At 45.1% G+C, this 15,183-nt stretch carries 14 protein-coding genes; 5 read left to right on the plus strand and 9 right to left on the minus strand.

Annotation, left to right across the window (positions count from 1 at the left end; genetic code table 11):
* Positions 1–49 precede the first annotated feature (49 nt).
* From ACO067_RS21440 to ACO067_RS21480, 9 genes are all read right to left on the minus strand, one after another.
* Positions 50–907: a ferredoxin-NADP reductase gene (locus tag ACO067_RS21440; protein WP_421878040.1), complete on the minus strand. Its 858-nt coding sequence runs from the start codon at positions 905–907 to the stop codon at positions 50–52.
* A gap of 10 nt (positions 908–917) precedes the next feature.
* Positions 918–1,115, minus strand: a complete 198-nt coding sequence (locus ACO067_RS21445) for a hypothetical protein (RefSeq protein WP_421878042.1) — start codon at positions 1,113–1,115, stop codon at positions 918–920.
* A 4-nt stretch (positions 1,116–1,119) separates the two neighbouring features.
* Entirely contained in the window at positions 1,120–1,701 is a 582-nt protein-coding gene (locus ACO067_RS21450) for an electron transport complex protein RnfA (protein ID WP_421878044.1), read from the minus strand.
* Entirely contained in the window at positions 1,691–2,353 is a 663-nt protein-coding gene (gene rsxE, locus ACO067_RS21455; protein ID WP_421878046.1) for an electron transport complex subunit RsxE, read from the minus strand. The genes ACO067_RS21450 and rsxE overlap by 11 nt, the downstream gene beginning before the upstream one ends.
* On the minus strand, positions 2,350–3,024 hold the full coding sequence (locus ACO067_RS21460) for an FMN-binding protein (RefSeq protein WP_421878048.1): 675 nt from the start codon (positions 3,022–3,024) through the stop codon (positions 2,350–2,352). Before ACO067_RS21460 ends, rsxE begins: the two co-directional genes overlap by 4 nt.
* Positions 3,021–4,040, minus strand: a complete 1,020-nt coding sequence (locus ACO067_RS21465) for an RnfABCDGE type electron transport complex subunit D (RefSeq protein ID WP_421878050.1) — start codon at positions 4,038–4,040, stop codon at positions 3,021–3,023. The genes ACO067_RS21460 and ACO067_RS21465 overlap by 4 nt, the downstream gene beginning before the upstream one ends.
* Positions 4,033–5,379 carry an electron transport complex subunit RsxC gene (rsxC, locus tag ACO067_RS21470; protein WP_421878052.1) on the minus strand — a complete coding sequence of 449 codons (1,347 nt, stop codon included), beginning with the start codon at positions 5,377–5,379 and terminating at the stop codon, positions 4,033–4,035. The genes ACO067_RS21465 and rsxC overlap by 8 nt, the downstream gene beginning before the upstream one ends.
* Before the next feature lies 1 nt (position 5,380).
* Complete coding sequence (locus tag ACO067_RS21475) at positions 5,381–10,276, minus strand: 2-oxoacid:acceptor oxidoreductase family protein (RefSeq protein WP_421878053.1); 4,896 nt, start codon at positions 10,274–10,276, stop codon at positions 5,381–5,383.
* A 61-nt stretch (positions 10,277–10,337) separates the two neighbouring features.
* Positions 10,338–10,703, minus strand: coding sequence for a hypothetical protein (locus ACO067_RS21480; protein WP_421878055.1), 366 nt, complete (start codon positions 10,701–10,703; stop codon positions 10,338–10,340).
* A 283-nt stretch (positions 10,704–10,986) separates the two neighbouring features.
* On the opposite strand from ACO067_RS21480, the gene ACO067_RS21485 reads away from it, so the two are divergent.
* From ACO067_RS21485 to ACO067_RS21505, 5 genes are all read left to right on the plus strand, one after another.
* Positions 10,987–11,187 (plus strand): hypothetical protein, encoded by a 201-nt coding sequence (locus ACO067_RS21485; protein ID WP_421878057.1) that lies wholly within the window; start codon positions 10,987–10,989, stop codon positions 11,185–11,187.
* Positions 11,188–11,202: 15 nt separating this feature from the next.
* The gene (locus ACO067_RS21490) at positions 11,203–11,454 is read left to right on the plus strand and encodes a hypothetical protein (protein ID WP_421878059.1); all 252 of its coding nucleotides are present in this window, start codon (positions 11,203–11,205) and stop codon (positions 11,452–11,454) included.
* Positions 11,455–11,610: 156 nt separating this feature from the next.
* Positions 11,611–11,847: a two-component regulator propeller domain-containing protein gene (locus tag ACO067_RS21495; RefSeq protein WP_421878061.1), complete on the plus strand. Its 237-nt coding sequence runs from the start codon at positions 11,611–11,613 to the stop codon at positions 11,845–11,847.
* Positions 11,810–14,368: a sensor histidine kinase gene (locus ACO067_RS21500; RefSeq protein ID WP_421878063.1), complete on the plus strand. Its 2,559-nt coding sequence runs from the start codon at positions 11,810–11,812 to the stop codon at positions 14,366–14,368. Before ACO067_RS21495 ends, ACO067_RS21500 begins: the two co-directional genes overlap by 38 nt.
* Positions 14,365–15,099 carry a LytR/AlgR family response regulator transcription factor gene (locus ACO067_RS21505; protein WP_421878065.1) on the plus strand — a complete coding sequence of 245 codons (735 nt, stop codon included), beginning with the start codon at positions 14,365–14,367 and terminating at the stop codon, positions 15,097–15,099. The genes ACO067_RS21500 and ACO067_RS21505 overlap by 4 nt, the downstream gene beginning before the upstream one ends.
* Positions 15,100–15,183: the final 84 nt, after the last annotated feature.

The raw sequence follows: 15,183 nt of genomic DNA on the forward strand, positions 1-15,183 counted from the left end.
GTTTATACCTAAGTCTGGACCGTATATCAGGTCGCTCCTTTTAAGTGCTTCAATAGATAATCTGGGCCCACTTTTTACCGGCAATCAGTTCCGCTTTTCGGAGTAGCCACTTATCGTGAGATTTCATGATGGTAGAGAAGGCTTTGTCCAGCAATTCTCGCATTCTCTCGTACCCAGCCAGATAGACATAGGTATTGGTTTTGTTGAGCATCTCCAGGATTTCAGCGGCTCTACTGGTCAAAGCTTCTTCCATGGCAATGGGATCGTCCATATGCGGACGTGGGCTAAGTGCTTCTATTGCCTCAAAGGTTTCCTTGTCATAGTAGTTTTTGAGATCATCCTCTTCGTCATTCATATACAGCACCTCCAGCCCACTTTTGGCCCCATAAAAGAGCATGATTTTGCCTTCCCAGTCCTTTACATTTTTATAAATGTGTTTGATGAATGCGCGGAATGGGGCGATTCCCGTTCCCATACCTATCAGAATTAGATTGGCTGTTTTGTCTTCAGGAACCTCAAAAGGTAATCCATGTGGACCGGTTAGTAAAAGCCTATCGCCGGGTATGCGATCGCAGAGATAATTGGATGCTACACCAGGATACTGCTCTCCACTGAAGTCATCAATATATGCGCACCGTTTCACCAGCATTTTGAGCGTTTGTTTGCCTTTCTTTTTATCAGGCAGGTCAGCGACACTGTACAGTCTATGATGCAGCGAAGTACCAAACTCACTTTCATGAGGCACCAACACGCCGAAGCTCTGATCTACTGCACAATCAAATCCTGGCTCTTGCACCTCCAATGTAATCTCTCTGATCTCCTCAGCTTCTGCTGGTGTGAGCCTCCGGGTTCCTTTTACCGTGGCATGAAACTGTGGGTGTTTTTTAAGGTCTGCTAAATGTGACATGGTTTATGTATTAATGTTTTGTTTCTAATTGTTTCTTGTGAATGGAGCAGGTGCCAGAGCATGAACAATTGCCGCAACTGTCTCTACCCGCTAAGGCGTCATTGTTGATGACCTCTTCTGGAAAGACTTGCTTCCAGTAGTGCATGACAATCACCCATAGCAACATGAGCGATACAATGACCAGTATGGATGTGATGAGTGATGACATGTTATTATCCTCCTAAACCTGAAAAACCCATAAATGAAAGGGACAAAATCCCAGCGATTAGCAAGGTGATCACCGTTCCTTTTACCACCTTAGGCGTGTCTGCAAAATCCAGCTGCTGCCTTATGCCAGCCATGAGGACAAGAGCCAGTGTGAAGCCAATACCTGCACCCAGTGCATATACCAGACTTTCTATAAATCCATAACCCTTGTTGGTCTGAAATAAAGCCAAACCAAGAATGGCGCAGTTGGTCGTAATCAAAGGGAGAAAAATGCCCAGAGCTCTGAACAATGTCGGACTCATTTTCTTGACAAACATTTCCACCAGTTGTACTGTAGAGGCGATCACCACGATATAGCTGATGAGCTGTAAGAATGGAGCATCAATGGCTACCAGAAGGGCATTGATCCCATAGGCACACACGGAGCTAATCAGCATGACGAATGTTACCGCTCCGCCCATTTTTGAGGCTGTTTCCAGTTTACCTGAAACACCTAGAAACGGACAGATTCCCAGAAAGTATGCCAGTACGAAATTGCTGATCAAACTAGCATTGATGAAAATATACCAAAGTGACTCACTTTTCATTTTGTAGCCTCCTTTCCTTCAAGGTGTTGAATAACAATAGCCATAGAGCCAGAGTGAAGAACCCACCGGCCGGTAATATCATGACAATCCACTCCTGAAAGTCTCCGGAGAAGACACCATAACCAAGTATAGAGCCATTGCCTAACAGTTCTCTTACCGTCCCAAGGCTAAATAATGCCAAAACAAAACCTAAACCCATCCCAAGTCCATCCAGGATGGAAGGCATCAAAGTGTTTTTGGAGGCAAATGCTTCAGCTCTGCTGAGAATGAGGCAGTTGACCACAATCAACGAGATAAAGGCTCCAAGACTCTTATGAAGTTCCACGCTGATCGCTTGAATGGCGTAATCCGTCATGGTCACAAACGTGGCAATGATGAGTATATAACTCGCAATACGTACTTCTTTGGGAATCACGTTTCGGAGCAGTGATACCAGGATGTTGGACATGACCAACACAAAAGTGGTAGCAAACCCCATTGCCAGAGCATTTCCTGCTGTATTGGTTACCGCGAGAGTAGGGCACATGCCCAACACCTGCACAAACACTGGGTTATCTTTCCATAGTCCTTTGAGAAACTCATCAGTGGAAGGACTCTCAGCTAAGGAGCTGAAAAAATGCTTGCGTTTTGGTTCTTTGACTAGCTGGCTCATGGGGCAGGGGTAGTTTGAAGGGTGTTGAGGTTCTTTTGAATTACTGGCAGCCATTTCGCGGTGCTGGCATCTAGCATAGACCCGATGGCCCTGGAGGATATGGTCGCACCTGTGATGCCATCTATCTGCCATGAGGCTGTTTTTTCTCCGTGCTTCACAGTGCTCACAGGATGTTTTATTGCCGAGCCATCTGCATCGAGAGCAACGTCCATCGCACTGAAGTTAGATTGAAAAGCGGCGTCTTTCTCTATCTTGTCACCCAACCCCGGAGTTTCTTTACTCTCAAGTACATAAAAGCCAGTGATTTGCTCATTTATCGGGTCGTATCCATATAGCACCTTGATGATGTCTGCATACCCTCTGCCAGAAGCTTCAATGGCTACACCTATTAACTCTCCATCAGCATCATATCCTGCAAAAATCAGTGTGCTATTCTCAACCGGTGTGGTGCCAAAGGATTGATCAGAGAGATAAAACTCTTGAGTGGATTGTGTGCCAGGTAATACGCTAAATACGGCCTGCTGTAGTGCTTCTTCTTTAAGCTGTGCAATACGCGGGGCTGTTCCTTCATAGGTCAGTACGATCAGTAGCGCACATAATGCACCTAATCCACCCATTACCTGGAGCATTTTGGTACCTTCTGTTTTTGGTTTGGTTGCTATAGTATTCATGCTACTTGTCTTTTTCTGGTGGTGCCATACACACGGTTTTGCGTGGCTCTGTCAATGTGTGGAGATACTGCGTTGGCCAGCAAGATGGCATACATGACACCTTCCGGTAAACCGCCCCAAATGCGAATGACCACAATCAGCGATCCGATCAGGATTCCATAAATCACTACACCCAAGGAAGTGAGGGGAGAAGCTACCATATCAGTAGCCATGAAAACAGCTCCCAGCATCAGCCCACCAGAAAACAACATGAATGAGGCAGGAGGAAAGCTCTCAGGATTTATCACATGTAGGATGCCACTGAAAACGTACACAGTAGTCAGGATGCTGACCGGGATACGCCAGTTTAGCATGTTGCGACCAGCCAGATAAAGCCCCCCCAATAGGATCAGCACCGTACTGGTTTCACCAGTAGATCCACTCACCAGACCGTAGGCCAGATCAGTGGTTTCTGCTAGTATTCCATCAAATTTGAATGCCGAAAGCGGAGTAGCACCGGAAACTGCATCATAAGTGGGCTTCATAAATGGGCCAGCAAGTACGGAGGATGAGATTTCGGTGAAGCGATTGGCGGTAAAAGCTGTGGACCAGGTAGTAATTGCGACAGGAAATGCTGCTTGCAACACGGCTCTACCAACCAATGCAGGGTTGAAGGTATTGTTACCCAGCCCTCCAAAAACGTACTTGCCAAGACCGATGGCAATCACGCCTCCAAGAAATGCCATCCATAGCGGAAATGCAGGTGGCAAAGTCATACCGAGTAGCAATCCTGTGATTACTGCTGACCAATCGCTAACTGTGGAGGTTTTGCCGGACCATTTGCACAAATAATGCTCTGTCAACACCGCTGAAGCCGTAGTGGTAAAGAGTAGTAGTAAAGCATCCCATCCAAAAGCATAGATGGCAAATAATGCTGCAGGCATCAAGGCATAAACCACATTTCTCATGATTTCCACAGTAGTCAGTCCTTTGGTCAGATGTGGCGAGGTGCTAATATTTAGGGTCTTGTTAGCCATGAGCCAATTGTTTTTTTGCTGCGCGTTTTCTTACGATGGATTTAGAAATCCTGAAGTACTGAACCAGTGGAATGTGTGATGGGCATACATAAGCACACGAGCCGCACTCAAAACAGTCCATCAGGTGATGGTCACTGGCCATTAGATCATAAGCCTCATTTTTGGCGAGAATGCCTAGTTTGGAAGGGTTCAATGAAAGAGGGCAAGCATCTACGCACGCACCACATCGAATGCAGGGATATTCAGGCTGACTGGAGGTGACCTGCTGCTCAGAAAATACGACCACTCCAGAAGTGCCTTTGGTAATGCTGATGTCCAGGTTGCTGACAGCAACTCCCATCATCGGACCTCCCATGTACACTTCTTTGATCTGGCCGTCTACACCTACTTCTTCCAGAATGTATCGGAGTGGGGTGCCAATGGGTATCAGGTAATTTCCTTTCTTTTTTACACCAGGTCCTGTGATGGTAATTACTCGCTCTTGAATACCTCGACCATGAGGCAATAGTCTGCCAATTTCAGCAGTAGTTGCCACATTGATCACCACCACATTCACATCGATGGGTAGACCTCCTGAAGGCACTTCCAGTCCCAGAATACTGGTAATCAACATTTTTTCGGCTCCCTGAGGATATTTGACTGGAACCACTCTTATCTCTAGAGGTAAGTCAGCGGGTATCCTTTCCATTAGGTGGTCAGCAGCATCTTGTTTGTTGGCTTCAATGCCGAGGATCGCTCTTCTAGCTCCAGTAGCTTTCATTACATATCGAATGCCCATGAAAATATCATCGGCTTGTTCCAGCATCACTCGATGGTCGGTAGTCAGGAATGGCTCACACTCAATTCCATTGATCAGTAAGGTATCACATCGCTTGCCTTCAGGAATCTTCAGTTTCACGTGAGTAGGGAAGGCTGCACCACCCAGACCTACAATACCTGCAGCCTGGATGCCTTGTAGAATCTCTTCTGCAGAACTACTCCAGGGAATGGGTTGACCTTCAATCACTTCCTGACCGGAAGCTGGGAGGCTTTCTAGAAAAATACCATCGGCCATTTTACCTGAGATCGTCGGCATAGTTCCAATTTTTCTCACGCGACCAGTCACAGGTGCATGCAGTGGTACCGACATAAACCCATCGGCTTCTGCCAGCAGCTGTCCTCGTTGTACTTCTTGTCCTTCGTGTACAATGATTTTGGATGGTTTGCCGAGGTGCTGGGAAGTAGGCAAGGTGATCACCGGAGCAAAAGAGAACTGCCTAATGGGGAGTCCATTGGTTTCTTCCTTGTGCTCCGGTGGATGTACACCGTGTTTGAATGTGTTTTTTGTGAATTCAAACACCTTAGTTGTACTTTTCAGCTCTTGCAATCAGTTTTGTTAAATCGCCTTTGGCATTGGCCGCTGGTAATCCTGGATGAATCACTCCCGCAGTGCATTTTTCTGCTGCTTTTACCAGGTCCTCATATGGACCACCAATAGGGTCTTTGATAATTGCTTTTTTATCTTCATTATAAGCGAAGATTTTGGAGTTGATCTTGATGCATTCATCACAGGCGGTGCATTCTGAAGTTTCGAGCCATGGCTTCATGGGAGAGCCAGTTGCTTCTGATGCTTCTTCCTCCGTTGTGACCTTTTCTGCAGGCTCATCCAATACCAGCGAATCTAGTTCTCCATCTCCTGCCAGCTTCATCAAGCCTTGAGCAATTTTGCTTACTACTTCCTTCCGAACTTTAGCTTCTACATCTTCTTGTGGCTGTTCATCCTCTTTTACTCCTGCCAGGTCTTTGAGCAGTAGCCAGAAGTCTCTGCGTTCTTCGCACGAGTCTACTATTGTCTTGGCCACCATCACGCGTGTCAGTTCTTCTTTTCGATTCACGGCCCAGATGAACGGGAACTTGCCTGCCCGATCTTCTTCAGACAGGTTCAGGAAGTCAACCAAGGGTACCATGTTATCATTCCAGGTGTCTCGTGGAGCTTGTCTGAAATGCTTTCTGAATCTGGCTTCTGTGATCGCAAAATCTGCAAAGGTCATGGCAACTTCCATGGTTTTCTGACGACCATTCTCCAGGTATTTTAACTCGTATGTTGGCCAAGTGTCGGTCAAAGCAGGGTTACCACTTAGGTCAAAAGCCTCTTCTGTTTTGATTCCCTTCTCAGGATTGTATTTGAAGACTGGATACGCTCGGGACTCTACTGCTAATTTTGCTTGATGTGCTCCAAGGTCGTCGGCTACACCGTGCTCTGGTTGACAGGTGGTGTAAAGGTTAAATAGAGCAGGTCTTCGCGCCATCAAACCGTCGATGAACCCTTCAATCATATGAGAGGTATTGGAGAGTGTGCCCTGCATTACGTACGTATTGCGGTGGGCCATGGCTATTAAACCTATTTCTTTACGTGGCTCAGGTTTTCCCTTCCATACCTTCCCATACTGAGCCATATCGGAGATCTGGCCTATAAAGCCAGATGTACAAGCCTGACCTCCCGTATTGGAGTAGACCTGGGTGTCGACGATAATTACTTTTATCGGTTTACCTGATGCCATCAGTCGCGATAGGTTTTGGAACCCAATGTCATACATTGCTCCATCACCGCCTAGTGAGATCACTGGAGGGCACAGGTGCCATTCTTCATCTGTAAACTGCTGCCAGGTGAAATAGGTGAAGAAACCATCATGTTCGGATGGATTGTAGGTACCATCAAGCTCCATTTCGGCTTTTCGTATCGCTTTGAATCCGTCTGCCATTTTAGACATATGCCCTTCGAAAATGCCCATGGCGATTGACGGGCTATCCTGAAACAGATGGTTGGCCCATGGGAATGGGTAGGGGTTATATGGATACGTACTGCCCCAGACACTGGTACAGCCAGTGGAGTTGGTCATACCTATTGTAGCTCTACCTCGTCCAGTTGTGCCACTTTCATATTTGGCTTTAAGGTTTTTCAGCTGGGCCAGGATTTGTGTCACACGTCTGAGCCACTCCTGATCTATCGGTTCACCACCAGCATCAGATTCAAGTTTGCTGGTGATGTCTGCCATGGTTAGGTCCTTGTTGGCAGAAACCGATAGAATTTTACTGATCGAATCCGGATCAGTCACTTTCACACTTTGTAACAACTGTGATTGTATGTGATTCTCAAGTTCGGTTATTAGGTTATTGAGCTTGGTTAGGTGCTTTTTGATTCGAGGCTGCATCAGCGATTCCACTGTAGCTACAAACAGGTGAATGACTGATTTTTCACTACATCCGAGACAAGCGCCATCACCACTAGCAAAACTGGTGTAAGCTTCTTTGTTGAGCAGAATGGTTTCTAATGGCCCAATCTTCTCTTCCAGATCATCTATACGGTTGTATTTCTCAGGTGTAGTAGGGAGGTCATTCCAGAAGTCCCAGTCCTGACGCAATTTGGCGATGGACCCTTCAGTTTGTATGATAGGTCGGAGGGCATCATCGTTACACACCTTGATGCATTCCATACATCCCTTGCAGGTGTTGGGGTTGATAGTGATGCTAAATAATCCGCCGCTGCCTTTCTCTTTTTTCTCTTTTAGGTGATAATAAGGGCGCGTAAGGGCAAAATCAAATTCCCCCAGTTCCTCCCTGAACCATCCAAATTCTTTTGCAAATTGAGGGTCTTTTTCTCCATCGATCATTTGATCGATTGTGTCCTGAATGAGGTTATTGACCGTGGCGTTCCCTTTGGTATCAAATTGTGCTCTTACCTGACTTTCCATTTTGCGTGCGGCTTTTGGTAAGTAGGAGAGGTCCGGGTGATTTCGTTTCACTTTTTTCACTACCGTATCCAGTACATCACCCAGATCACTCACCAAGCCAGGGATGGCTGTATCCGGACAGATGGCATAGCAATTGCCACAAGCAGTACAGTTATTAGGAATCCACTCTGGGTGCTCAAATCGAATCCCGGTCATGTCGCGGAAAAGTGATGTACTCGCAGGAATTACGCTCAACCCAATAAATGGATCCGTGATGTTGTCATTCCCTTTTCCTTCGATGTAAAAGCTTCCTGTTTGCTCCCAAAATCGATGGATGTCCGTGAGCTGACTCTGACTTTTTGGAAGTTCTTTGACCATCCTCGGAATGGGTGAAAGGGCCTTTCCGTTAGATTTTTTTGTTTCACTGGAGATGACTTTGATAGTAATCTCTCTTACTTCATCGAATCCTCGGCGTACTACCCGCATGTTATCATCTACCACTCGCTGCCCCTTAGATCCAAATTTGTGCTGAAGCTGGTCTTCAATGGCTTTGAGCAATGTCTGCTCCGTCAGACCGGCCGTTTTCATCAAAGGTGATGCGGAGAAGAAAGCGCCCTGGAAGGCGATACCTTGCATGCGCAACTGCAATTCTGGATCTGTTGCTTCCTCACGGGCAATATTGAATCCATCCACGTAGAATACATGGATGTCATTGTCGATAATGAGCTTCTGATAATGCTTGGGAATGTCTGCCCATACATCTTCTTGTTTTTTCTTGTCACTTTGAATGATGAATACACCACCTTTTTTCAAACCCGCCACAGCATTGGTGTGCTTAAACACGTTGGGGTCTGGCGATAGTACCACATCCACAAAGTTGTACTCACAGTTAACCTTAATTGGTTCTGGAGCCGCTACGAGGTAGTAGGTGGTGGGTTGTCCTTTCTTTTCAGAACCGTATTTTGGATTTGCTTTGATGTCATAGTCCAGCAGGTCAAACAGCGTCATAGCCATGTTCTTACCTGTGGTAATCATTCCCCAGCCGCCTATCGAGTGGAAGCGTACTGTAATGGAGTTTTTCGGCATTAGGTTTGGATTCTCTGACCCCTTAACAGCCAAATCTTTTACATTAGGATAAGCTTCCAGGATGTTTTCCTGATGCGTACGTTGTTTTGGAGTGAAGGCGTTTTCCCGGATGAAGTCTATTGAGAGATAAAATTGCTTTTTATGCTTTCCATCAGGCAGCATGTTTTCCACTGCACCGATGATTCCTTCCGGTTGCAAGTCTCTGCTACCCATACCAAATGACCCTGAATAGACTGATGGTACATCTTTGGAGGCATAGGTCGCTAACTCTGGGTATGGTTTGTTTTTTTTGTCCACTCCATTTTCCAGGCATTTGGAAATCACCGAGCGTACCTCACGTGTGATCGGAGGATCAACGGCCAGTGGTTGGTCCAGACGCTCGAGAATGACAACTCCTTTTTTACCTTTAAGTACCTGGCTGAGAAGATCCGCTGGGAATGGCCGGAACATCACCAGATCTACTACACCGACTTTGATTTTTCGTGTCGCACGCAGGTAATCGACCACCGCTTCGGCACTGGGTATCACACTACCTTGACCCAGTATGAGGTAGTCAGCGTCATCCGCTTTATAACTCATGATTCGGCTGTATTTACGTCCGGTGAGTTCATCATATTCTTGGAAGGCCTTGTCAGCCAGACTCTGGATATGGTCAAAGAAAAACGGACGCTGAGCAGCCACGCTTTGCATGTAGGCATCTTGATTCTGGACGATTCCAGCCATCATTGGATTGTCTACATCCCATAGCTCAGGGATCCGGCGTCTGGTTTCACCATAGATCATCCTTTGTGCCGGAGTAGGGGTCTCGATGATATCATCAGGCCTACCCAGGTATTCTTTGATTAGGTCTCTTTCGGGTACATTCAATGACTCTATCAGGTGGGTAGTGAGGAATCCATCCTGAGCGATGGCTCCCGGAGTGAGTGCCAACTCGGCGATTCGGTGAGTGATGATATTGAGATCTGCTACATGCTGAGCATTTTTCGCAAACATCTGAAAGAATCCTGTATCGTCTATGGCATGGTAATCATCATGGCCAGCGTGTACGTTGAGCGTGGACTTGGTCATGGCTCTGGCTCCGATGTTCAGTACGTAGGTGAGACGTTTCCCGACGGCAGCATAGAGCGATTCATGCATGTAAGCAATTCCCTGTCCAGAGGAGAAGTTGGCAGCTCGCTGACCGGTCATAGATAGACCTGCAGTCACAGCTGCTGCGGCATGCTCTCCTTCAGGCTCAATGAAGATGAGCGGTTTATCCGAAATGTTTAGGTGGCCTTTAGCGGCCTCCTCTGCCCAGTATTCACCCATCTGTGTAGATGGTGTGATCGGGTATGCTCCCGCAGCATCAGAGGACTCACGCTCACACATGATGGCGGCAGTATTGCCGTCAAGCGCCATTCGTTTGCCGGGGTATTTTACTGTTTTTGATGAATCTTTCATATGACTATGTCTTTTCTACTATATCGATATCTTGCCCACTTCCTGCAACTAATTGCCTCTTTCAGACCATTTCACGGAGTATGAGTGATCGGGTGTTTTCGGCTATTTTCACAAACTCCCGCGCGGATCGTATACTCACCCAGCTATCCTCTTCCTTGCCTACTTTGGTTAAAGCTGTGATATTGAGGTCGTAGAATCTGCGATTGATTTCGCGACATTGGTTAAGCAGGACTTCTGGATCAATGGAGAATACTTCCAGTCCATGGTGAGTGAGAAAACTCACCAGAAATTCACTGGTTGCTAGTTTGGCTTTTTGATACACAAGAAAGGGAACTACATCCTCTTCAGGTCTGAAAAGTTCGTCTTGAGCTACGCGCAGAAGATCCTCCGCTTTCTCAAATGCTGCATTGATTTTTAGATTTTCCATGATCGTTGGTTTAGTGGTAGAGATGAAATATGAGCTCAAATTATCCACAGTTCCTTAGGATCTTAATGAAGATGATCACAGACGATGTTGATTTATATCAGAAAGGAGGAATACGCTCTGAATAGTTGGGTGCTCTCTGGCAAAGGATGATAACTTTTAGTTATTATGTGTATTAAACTATTTGTTAATCAGGTGATTGGTAGGTAAATGTGAAGTGTTAGTCGAAGTGTATTTTGACTGTTATCACTTTTGGTAGAAGATTTGAGCAACTAAAATTAGCCGTATGATGAAATCACACCTATTTACCTTTTTATTGTTATTTGGAGCCTTGTCGGGCTCTGCCCAGTTCTTTTCTGGTAAGTACTTGCCAGATCAATCCATAGACCAATTCACTCATTTGAAAGTACACCATCATCATCACAAGACGGATAAGTATCATGGTGATCTGGAAGTGAAAGGGTACTCCGATTTTGGAATGCTGTAGGAGGTGAAGGCAACTATGCTGTCACAACAGGATGCTGCTCCACTTATTGCTAAACACAATGGAGAAGAAGCAATCAAAACGGTATATGAGTTCAAGATTGCCGTGGACGGGATTGAAGAGGAGTACTTCTTGCTGGGGTATGAACAATCAAATGGTCATCCGGCCTTTATCGTTGTGGAGGAGATCTTTGCCAGTGCAGCAGAGGAGGATATGTTAGAGCTAAAGTCCTTTCGGCTGATGAAAGCAAATGACCTGGCACGGAATTAATTATGAGAGCTGATTCATTTGAACTGCTTCTGTGATTGCTTTCGATATAAGCTATATTTCATTTGATAGTATTTAGTTTTGAAGTTTGGTTAGGTCGGTCACTCTTGGAAGTGACGGTACCTGGGATGCTTTACTTGTTACTAAACTATGAGATTAATGAAATGGTCATGCATCATCGCTCTGTGCCTGGGAAGCCTATCCCAGTTTGCGACGGGGCAAGCTGCCATTTCAGAAAAAGTATATACCACTAGAGATGGCCTAGCCTCTAACACCGTTTATGCAGTAGCGCAGGATAATCTGGGTTATATCTGGTTTGGTACATCTCGAGGACTGAGCCGGTTTGATGGGCAAAGGTTTGTCAACTACGATATATCCAAAGAGAGCACCGGATAGTGATATCTTAAAATTCTACCAGGATTCCAAAGGGCAGCTTTGGTGCTATACAGTAAATGGCAAATTGGGAGTTATTTACGCTGGTCAGGTACACCATCAGACCATGCAAGGCTATCCACTCAAATCATTGAATTCACAGATCTATGACATTATAGAATATGACAACAAGATATTCGTTTGTATTCTCAGTGGCATGTATCAGGTAACAGCAAATGGTTTTAGAGAAATCCATTCTTTCCAAAGACCTCATTTCATGAAATTCAACGATCAATTACTGATTATTACCATTGACAGTGTTTTTAGATATGATCGAGGGCAATTCAATTTGGTTACTGAAACACCACATACCGATAGAGATCCTAAGTCTCATATTGCCACTATTGATTCTAGTTGGTATTCTTATACACCCAATACTTTCAAAGAATATACGCTACTTGAATACAACCTGGATGGTAGCTATCAACAGAAGGCATTGCCTTTTCAAATATACAATGTCAAAATCCTCGACAATACCTTGTATATGTTTACTTCAGAAGGCGTATATCAGAAAAGTGGTCAGCATGTTAATAAAGTATTGGACATTCCAATTGCCACCAACCTTCTTATGGACAAGTCGCAAAACCAATGGATCACTACTTACGGAAACGGCGTAAAGAGACTAACACCAATTAATCGGATGGTCAAAATGCATGATCATCCATCAGGATTTGAAAGGGTCATTTGTTCGGACCAAAATGTGTACGTGATAGGCAAAACGCGTGATACGGTGTGGCGTATGAAGGGTTATGAGGATCTTGAAGTGCTACACACGGGAAGCCGTATACGAGATCTGGAAGAACTTCCCAATGGTCAGGTTACCATTAGCAGCGAATACACAAATAATAAGATATTCCTGGATCTACCAAATGACTCCATATTGGTAGCCAATGGTCGTCATATGGTAGAATTATATGAGATCCATGAAGATTCTATTTCTGTGAATCAAAGAGTAGATCTGCCCAATTTCAACTTAATCAAATACACGATCAAACTAGATCAGGAGAGTCTGGAGTTTATCAATCGTAGAGGAATCTATAGATGCAACATTCGGCCTCCCTTCACCACTACTGTAGTGTTTGATATAGTAGTCCCTACTCATGCCTTTTATAATCAAGAGGATCTCTGGGTAGCTACCAATGGTGCTGGTATTTGGGTGCTGAGTGAGTCAGACACTACTCGCATCACTCGAGAGGAAAATGGCCTTTCATCAAATTATGCAAGTAAGATTCTGAAGAATGAAAACAAAGTATGGGCATTGACTGCCTCGAGTGTAGATATCATTCAGCTCGTGGATGGTCGGATTGGTGACGTAAATCGTGTTCCAGAAATGAACGTCAAGGTCAATGATATCGCTCTATTTAAGGATCAGGTGGTGATGGCCACTGATGATGGCTTGTATTCCTTTCGGCAACAGGAAATGTTTGTAGAGCAGAGTCTTCCCAAGTTTGTGATAGAATCATGCATTTCAGGAAACGAAGATACTCCGCTAAAAGACAGCCTACTGGTAGTTAACTCTGGAGTCAAAGGTTTTGATCTGACTTACTCCACACTATCATTGGCTAGTCCACTGCCAATAAGCTATCGTTACCGAATGGTTAGTTTGGAGGCTGAAGATCCGGTCGGTTGGGTGTATACGAATGAAAACCAACTGATCATGTCCAACTTAAAGGCAGCCAGCTACCAGTTGGAAATCCAATACCGTCATCAGAATATGCCCTGGACTACTGGAGCTTCTATACAGGTGGAGGTACTTCCAGTATGGTGGGAGACATTGTGGTTTAGAGTTCTACTCATCCTGATTGCTTCTGGGGTGATCACTTTGGTGAGTTTTGGAGTATTGAATTTCTTGAGAGCCAGAAAGAGGCAGCGAAGTGAGAAGCTGTTTGCTGAGTTGCGTTCACGCAAGGCACAGTTAAAGCCACATTTCGTTTTCAATGCACTTAATTCCATTCGGAATTTCATGTTGATAAATGATGTGCAAAAATCTGATTCGTACCTTACGGCATATTCCCGACTGATGCGAAAGGTGCTGGACTTATCTGACCAGCTGCTGATACGGTTGAGTGATGAGCTGGATCTTGTTCGGTTGTATTTGAGCCTGGAGCAGTTGCGACTCGGCCATTCATTTGATTACTTGGTGCAAGTAGCTGATGGCCTGGATGCATCACAATTGAAATTTCCTGCGATGATTACTCAGCCATTTATTGAAAACGCCGTTTGGCACGGATTGAGAGAGGTGGAGACAGGGGGTGAGTTGCTGGTGAGAGTGGAAGAAATCAACTCTCAAATAGGCATCACTATTAAAGACAATGGGGTTGGTTTTGATCTCTCAGATCAAAAGACAAACTCTTATGGCATGCTCATCATCAATGACAAAATCCGTCTCATGAAAGAAACATATGAATTTGATATTCAGTTGTCCGTACAGAGTCGGTTAGGTGAAGGAACCGAGGTGTTAATCACTATTCCAAAGTTGATGTGAAGTTAAGAGCAATTATAATCGATGATGAGGCAGCTGCCAGAGCCAACTTAAATCTGCTGGTGAGGGAACATTGTGCTTATGTGATGGTGGTGGCTGAAGCCAAAAACGTATCTGAGGCGGAGGATCTGATTAAGAAGTTTGATCCTGATCTGGTCTTTTTAGACGTGGACATGCCTGGGGCTACTGGTTTTGACCTAATCGAGCGCTTAAATGAACAGATGCCAATAGTCATCTTCACCACGGGTCATGAAAAGTATGCCGTGAAGGCATTTAGAGTTGCAGCCTTAGATTTCCTGGTAAAGCCAATTGACAAAGAAGAACTAATCAATGCCGTACAGAAGGTTATCGTGAAGAAGGAGACTCCTGATTTTGGTGCGCTAAAGAGATTGCTAAAATCAGACGTCTCTAATCCGTCCATTACTATTTCTGCATCAGATGAAGTACATGTAATCAGCGTTGAGCAAATCGAAATGGTGGAGGCTGATCGTAACTACACTGTTTTTCATCTGGCAGATAACAAGAGTATCACTACTTCCAAACCCATGATTGAGGTGGAGCAAAACCTGTCAGCCTACAGATTCCTGAGAGTGCACAAATCTTTTCTGGTCAACCTTACCAAAGTAAGCTTGTACAAAAAGGGACGTGGAGGTCAACTGATTTTGAAATCGGGAAGGGTAGTAGATGTATCCAGGAACCGGAAGGAAGAGGTTTTAAAGGCTCTTGGTGTTTAACTGGCTTTTCGTCCTGATTAACCGCCCTTTGATACAATATCTGATCACTTGCTATCACTAATCTACATTTCCGAATTAGTTTCG

This window comes from Marinoscillum sp. (genome assembly GCF_965229915.1).
Lineage (GTDB): Bacteria > Bacteroidota > Bacteroidia > Cytophagales > Cyclobacteriaceae > Marinoscillum.

What these genes read in the sequence shown, in the direction of transcription:
- ACO067_RS21440 (WP_421878040.1), bottom strand. Translation starts at nt 907, where the DNA reads ATGTCACATTTAGCAGACCTTAAAAAACACCCACAGTTTCATGCCACG.
- ACO067_RS21445 (WP_421878042.1), bottom strand. Translation starts at nt 1,115, where the DNA reads ATGTCATCACTCATCACATCCATACTGGTCATTGTATCGCTCATGTTG.
- ACO067_RS21450 (WP_421878044.1), bottom strand. Translation starts at nt 1,701, where the DNA reads ATGAAAAGTGAGTCACTTTGGTATATTTTCATCAATGCTAGTTTGATC.
- rsxE (WP_421878046.1), bottom strand. Translation starts at nt 2,353, where the DNA reads ATGAGCCAGCTAGTCAAAGAACCAAAACGCAAGCATTTTTTCAGCTCC.
- ACO067_RS21460 (WP_421878048.1), bottom strand. Translation starts at nt 3,024, where the DNA reads ATGAATACTATAGCAACCAAACCAAAAACAGAAGGTACCAAAATGCTC.
- ACO067_RS21465 (WP_421878050.1), bottom strand. Translation starts at nt 4,040, where the DNA reads ATGGCTAACAAGACCCTAAATATTAGCACCTCGCCACATCTGACCAAA.
- ACO067_RS21475 (WP_421878053.1), bottom strand. Translation starts at nt 10,276, where the DNA reads ATGAAAGATTCATCAAAAACAGTAAAATACCCCGGCAAACGAATGGCG.
- ACO067_RS21480 (WP_421878055.1), bottom strand. Translation starts at nt 10,703, where the DNA reads ATGGAAAATCTAAAAATCAATGCAGCATTTGAGAAAGCGGAGGATCTT.
- ACO067_RS21485 (WP_421878057.1), top strand. Translation starts at nt 10,987, where the DNA reads ATGATGAAATCACACCTATTTACCTTTTTATTGTTATTTGGAGCCTTG.
- ACO067_RS21490 (WP_421878059.1), top strand. Translation starts at nt 11,203, where the DNA reads ATGCTGTCACAACAGGATGCTGCTCCACTTATTGCTAAACACAATGGA.
- ACO067_RS21495 (WP_421878061.1), top strand. Translation starts at nt 11,611, where the DNA reads ATGAAATGGTCATGCATCATCGCTCTGTGCCTGGGAAGCCTATCCCAG.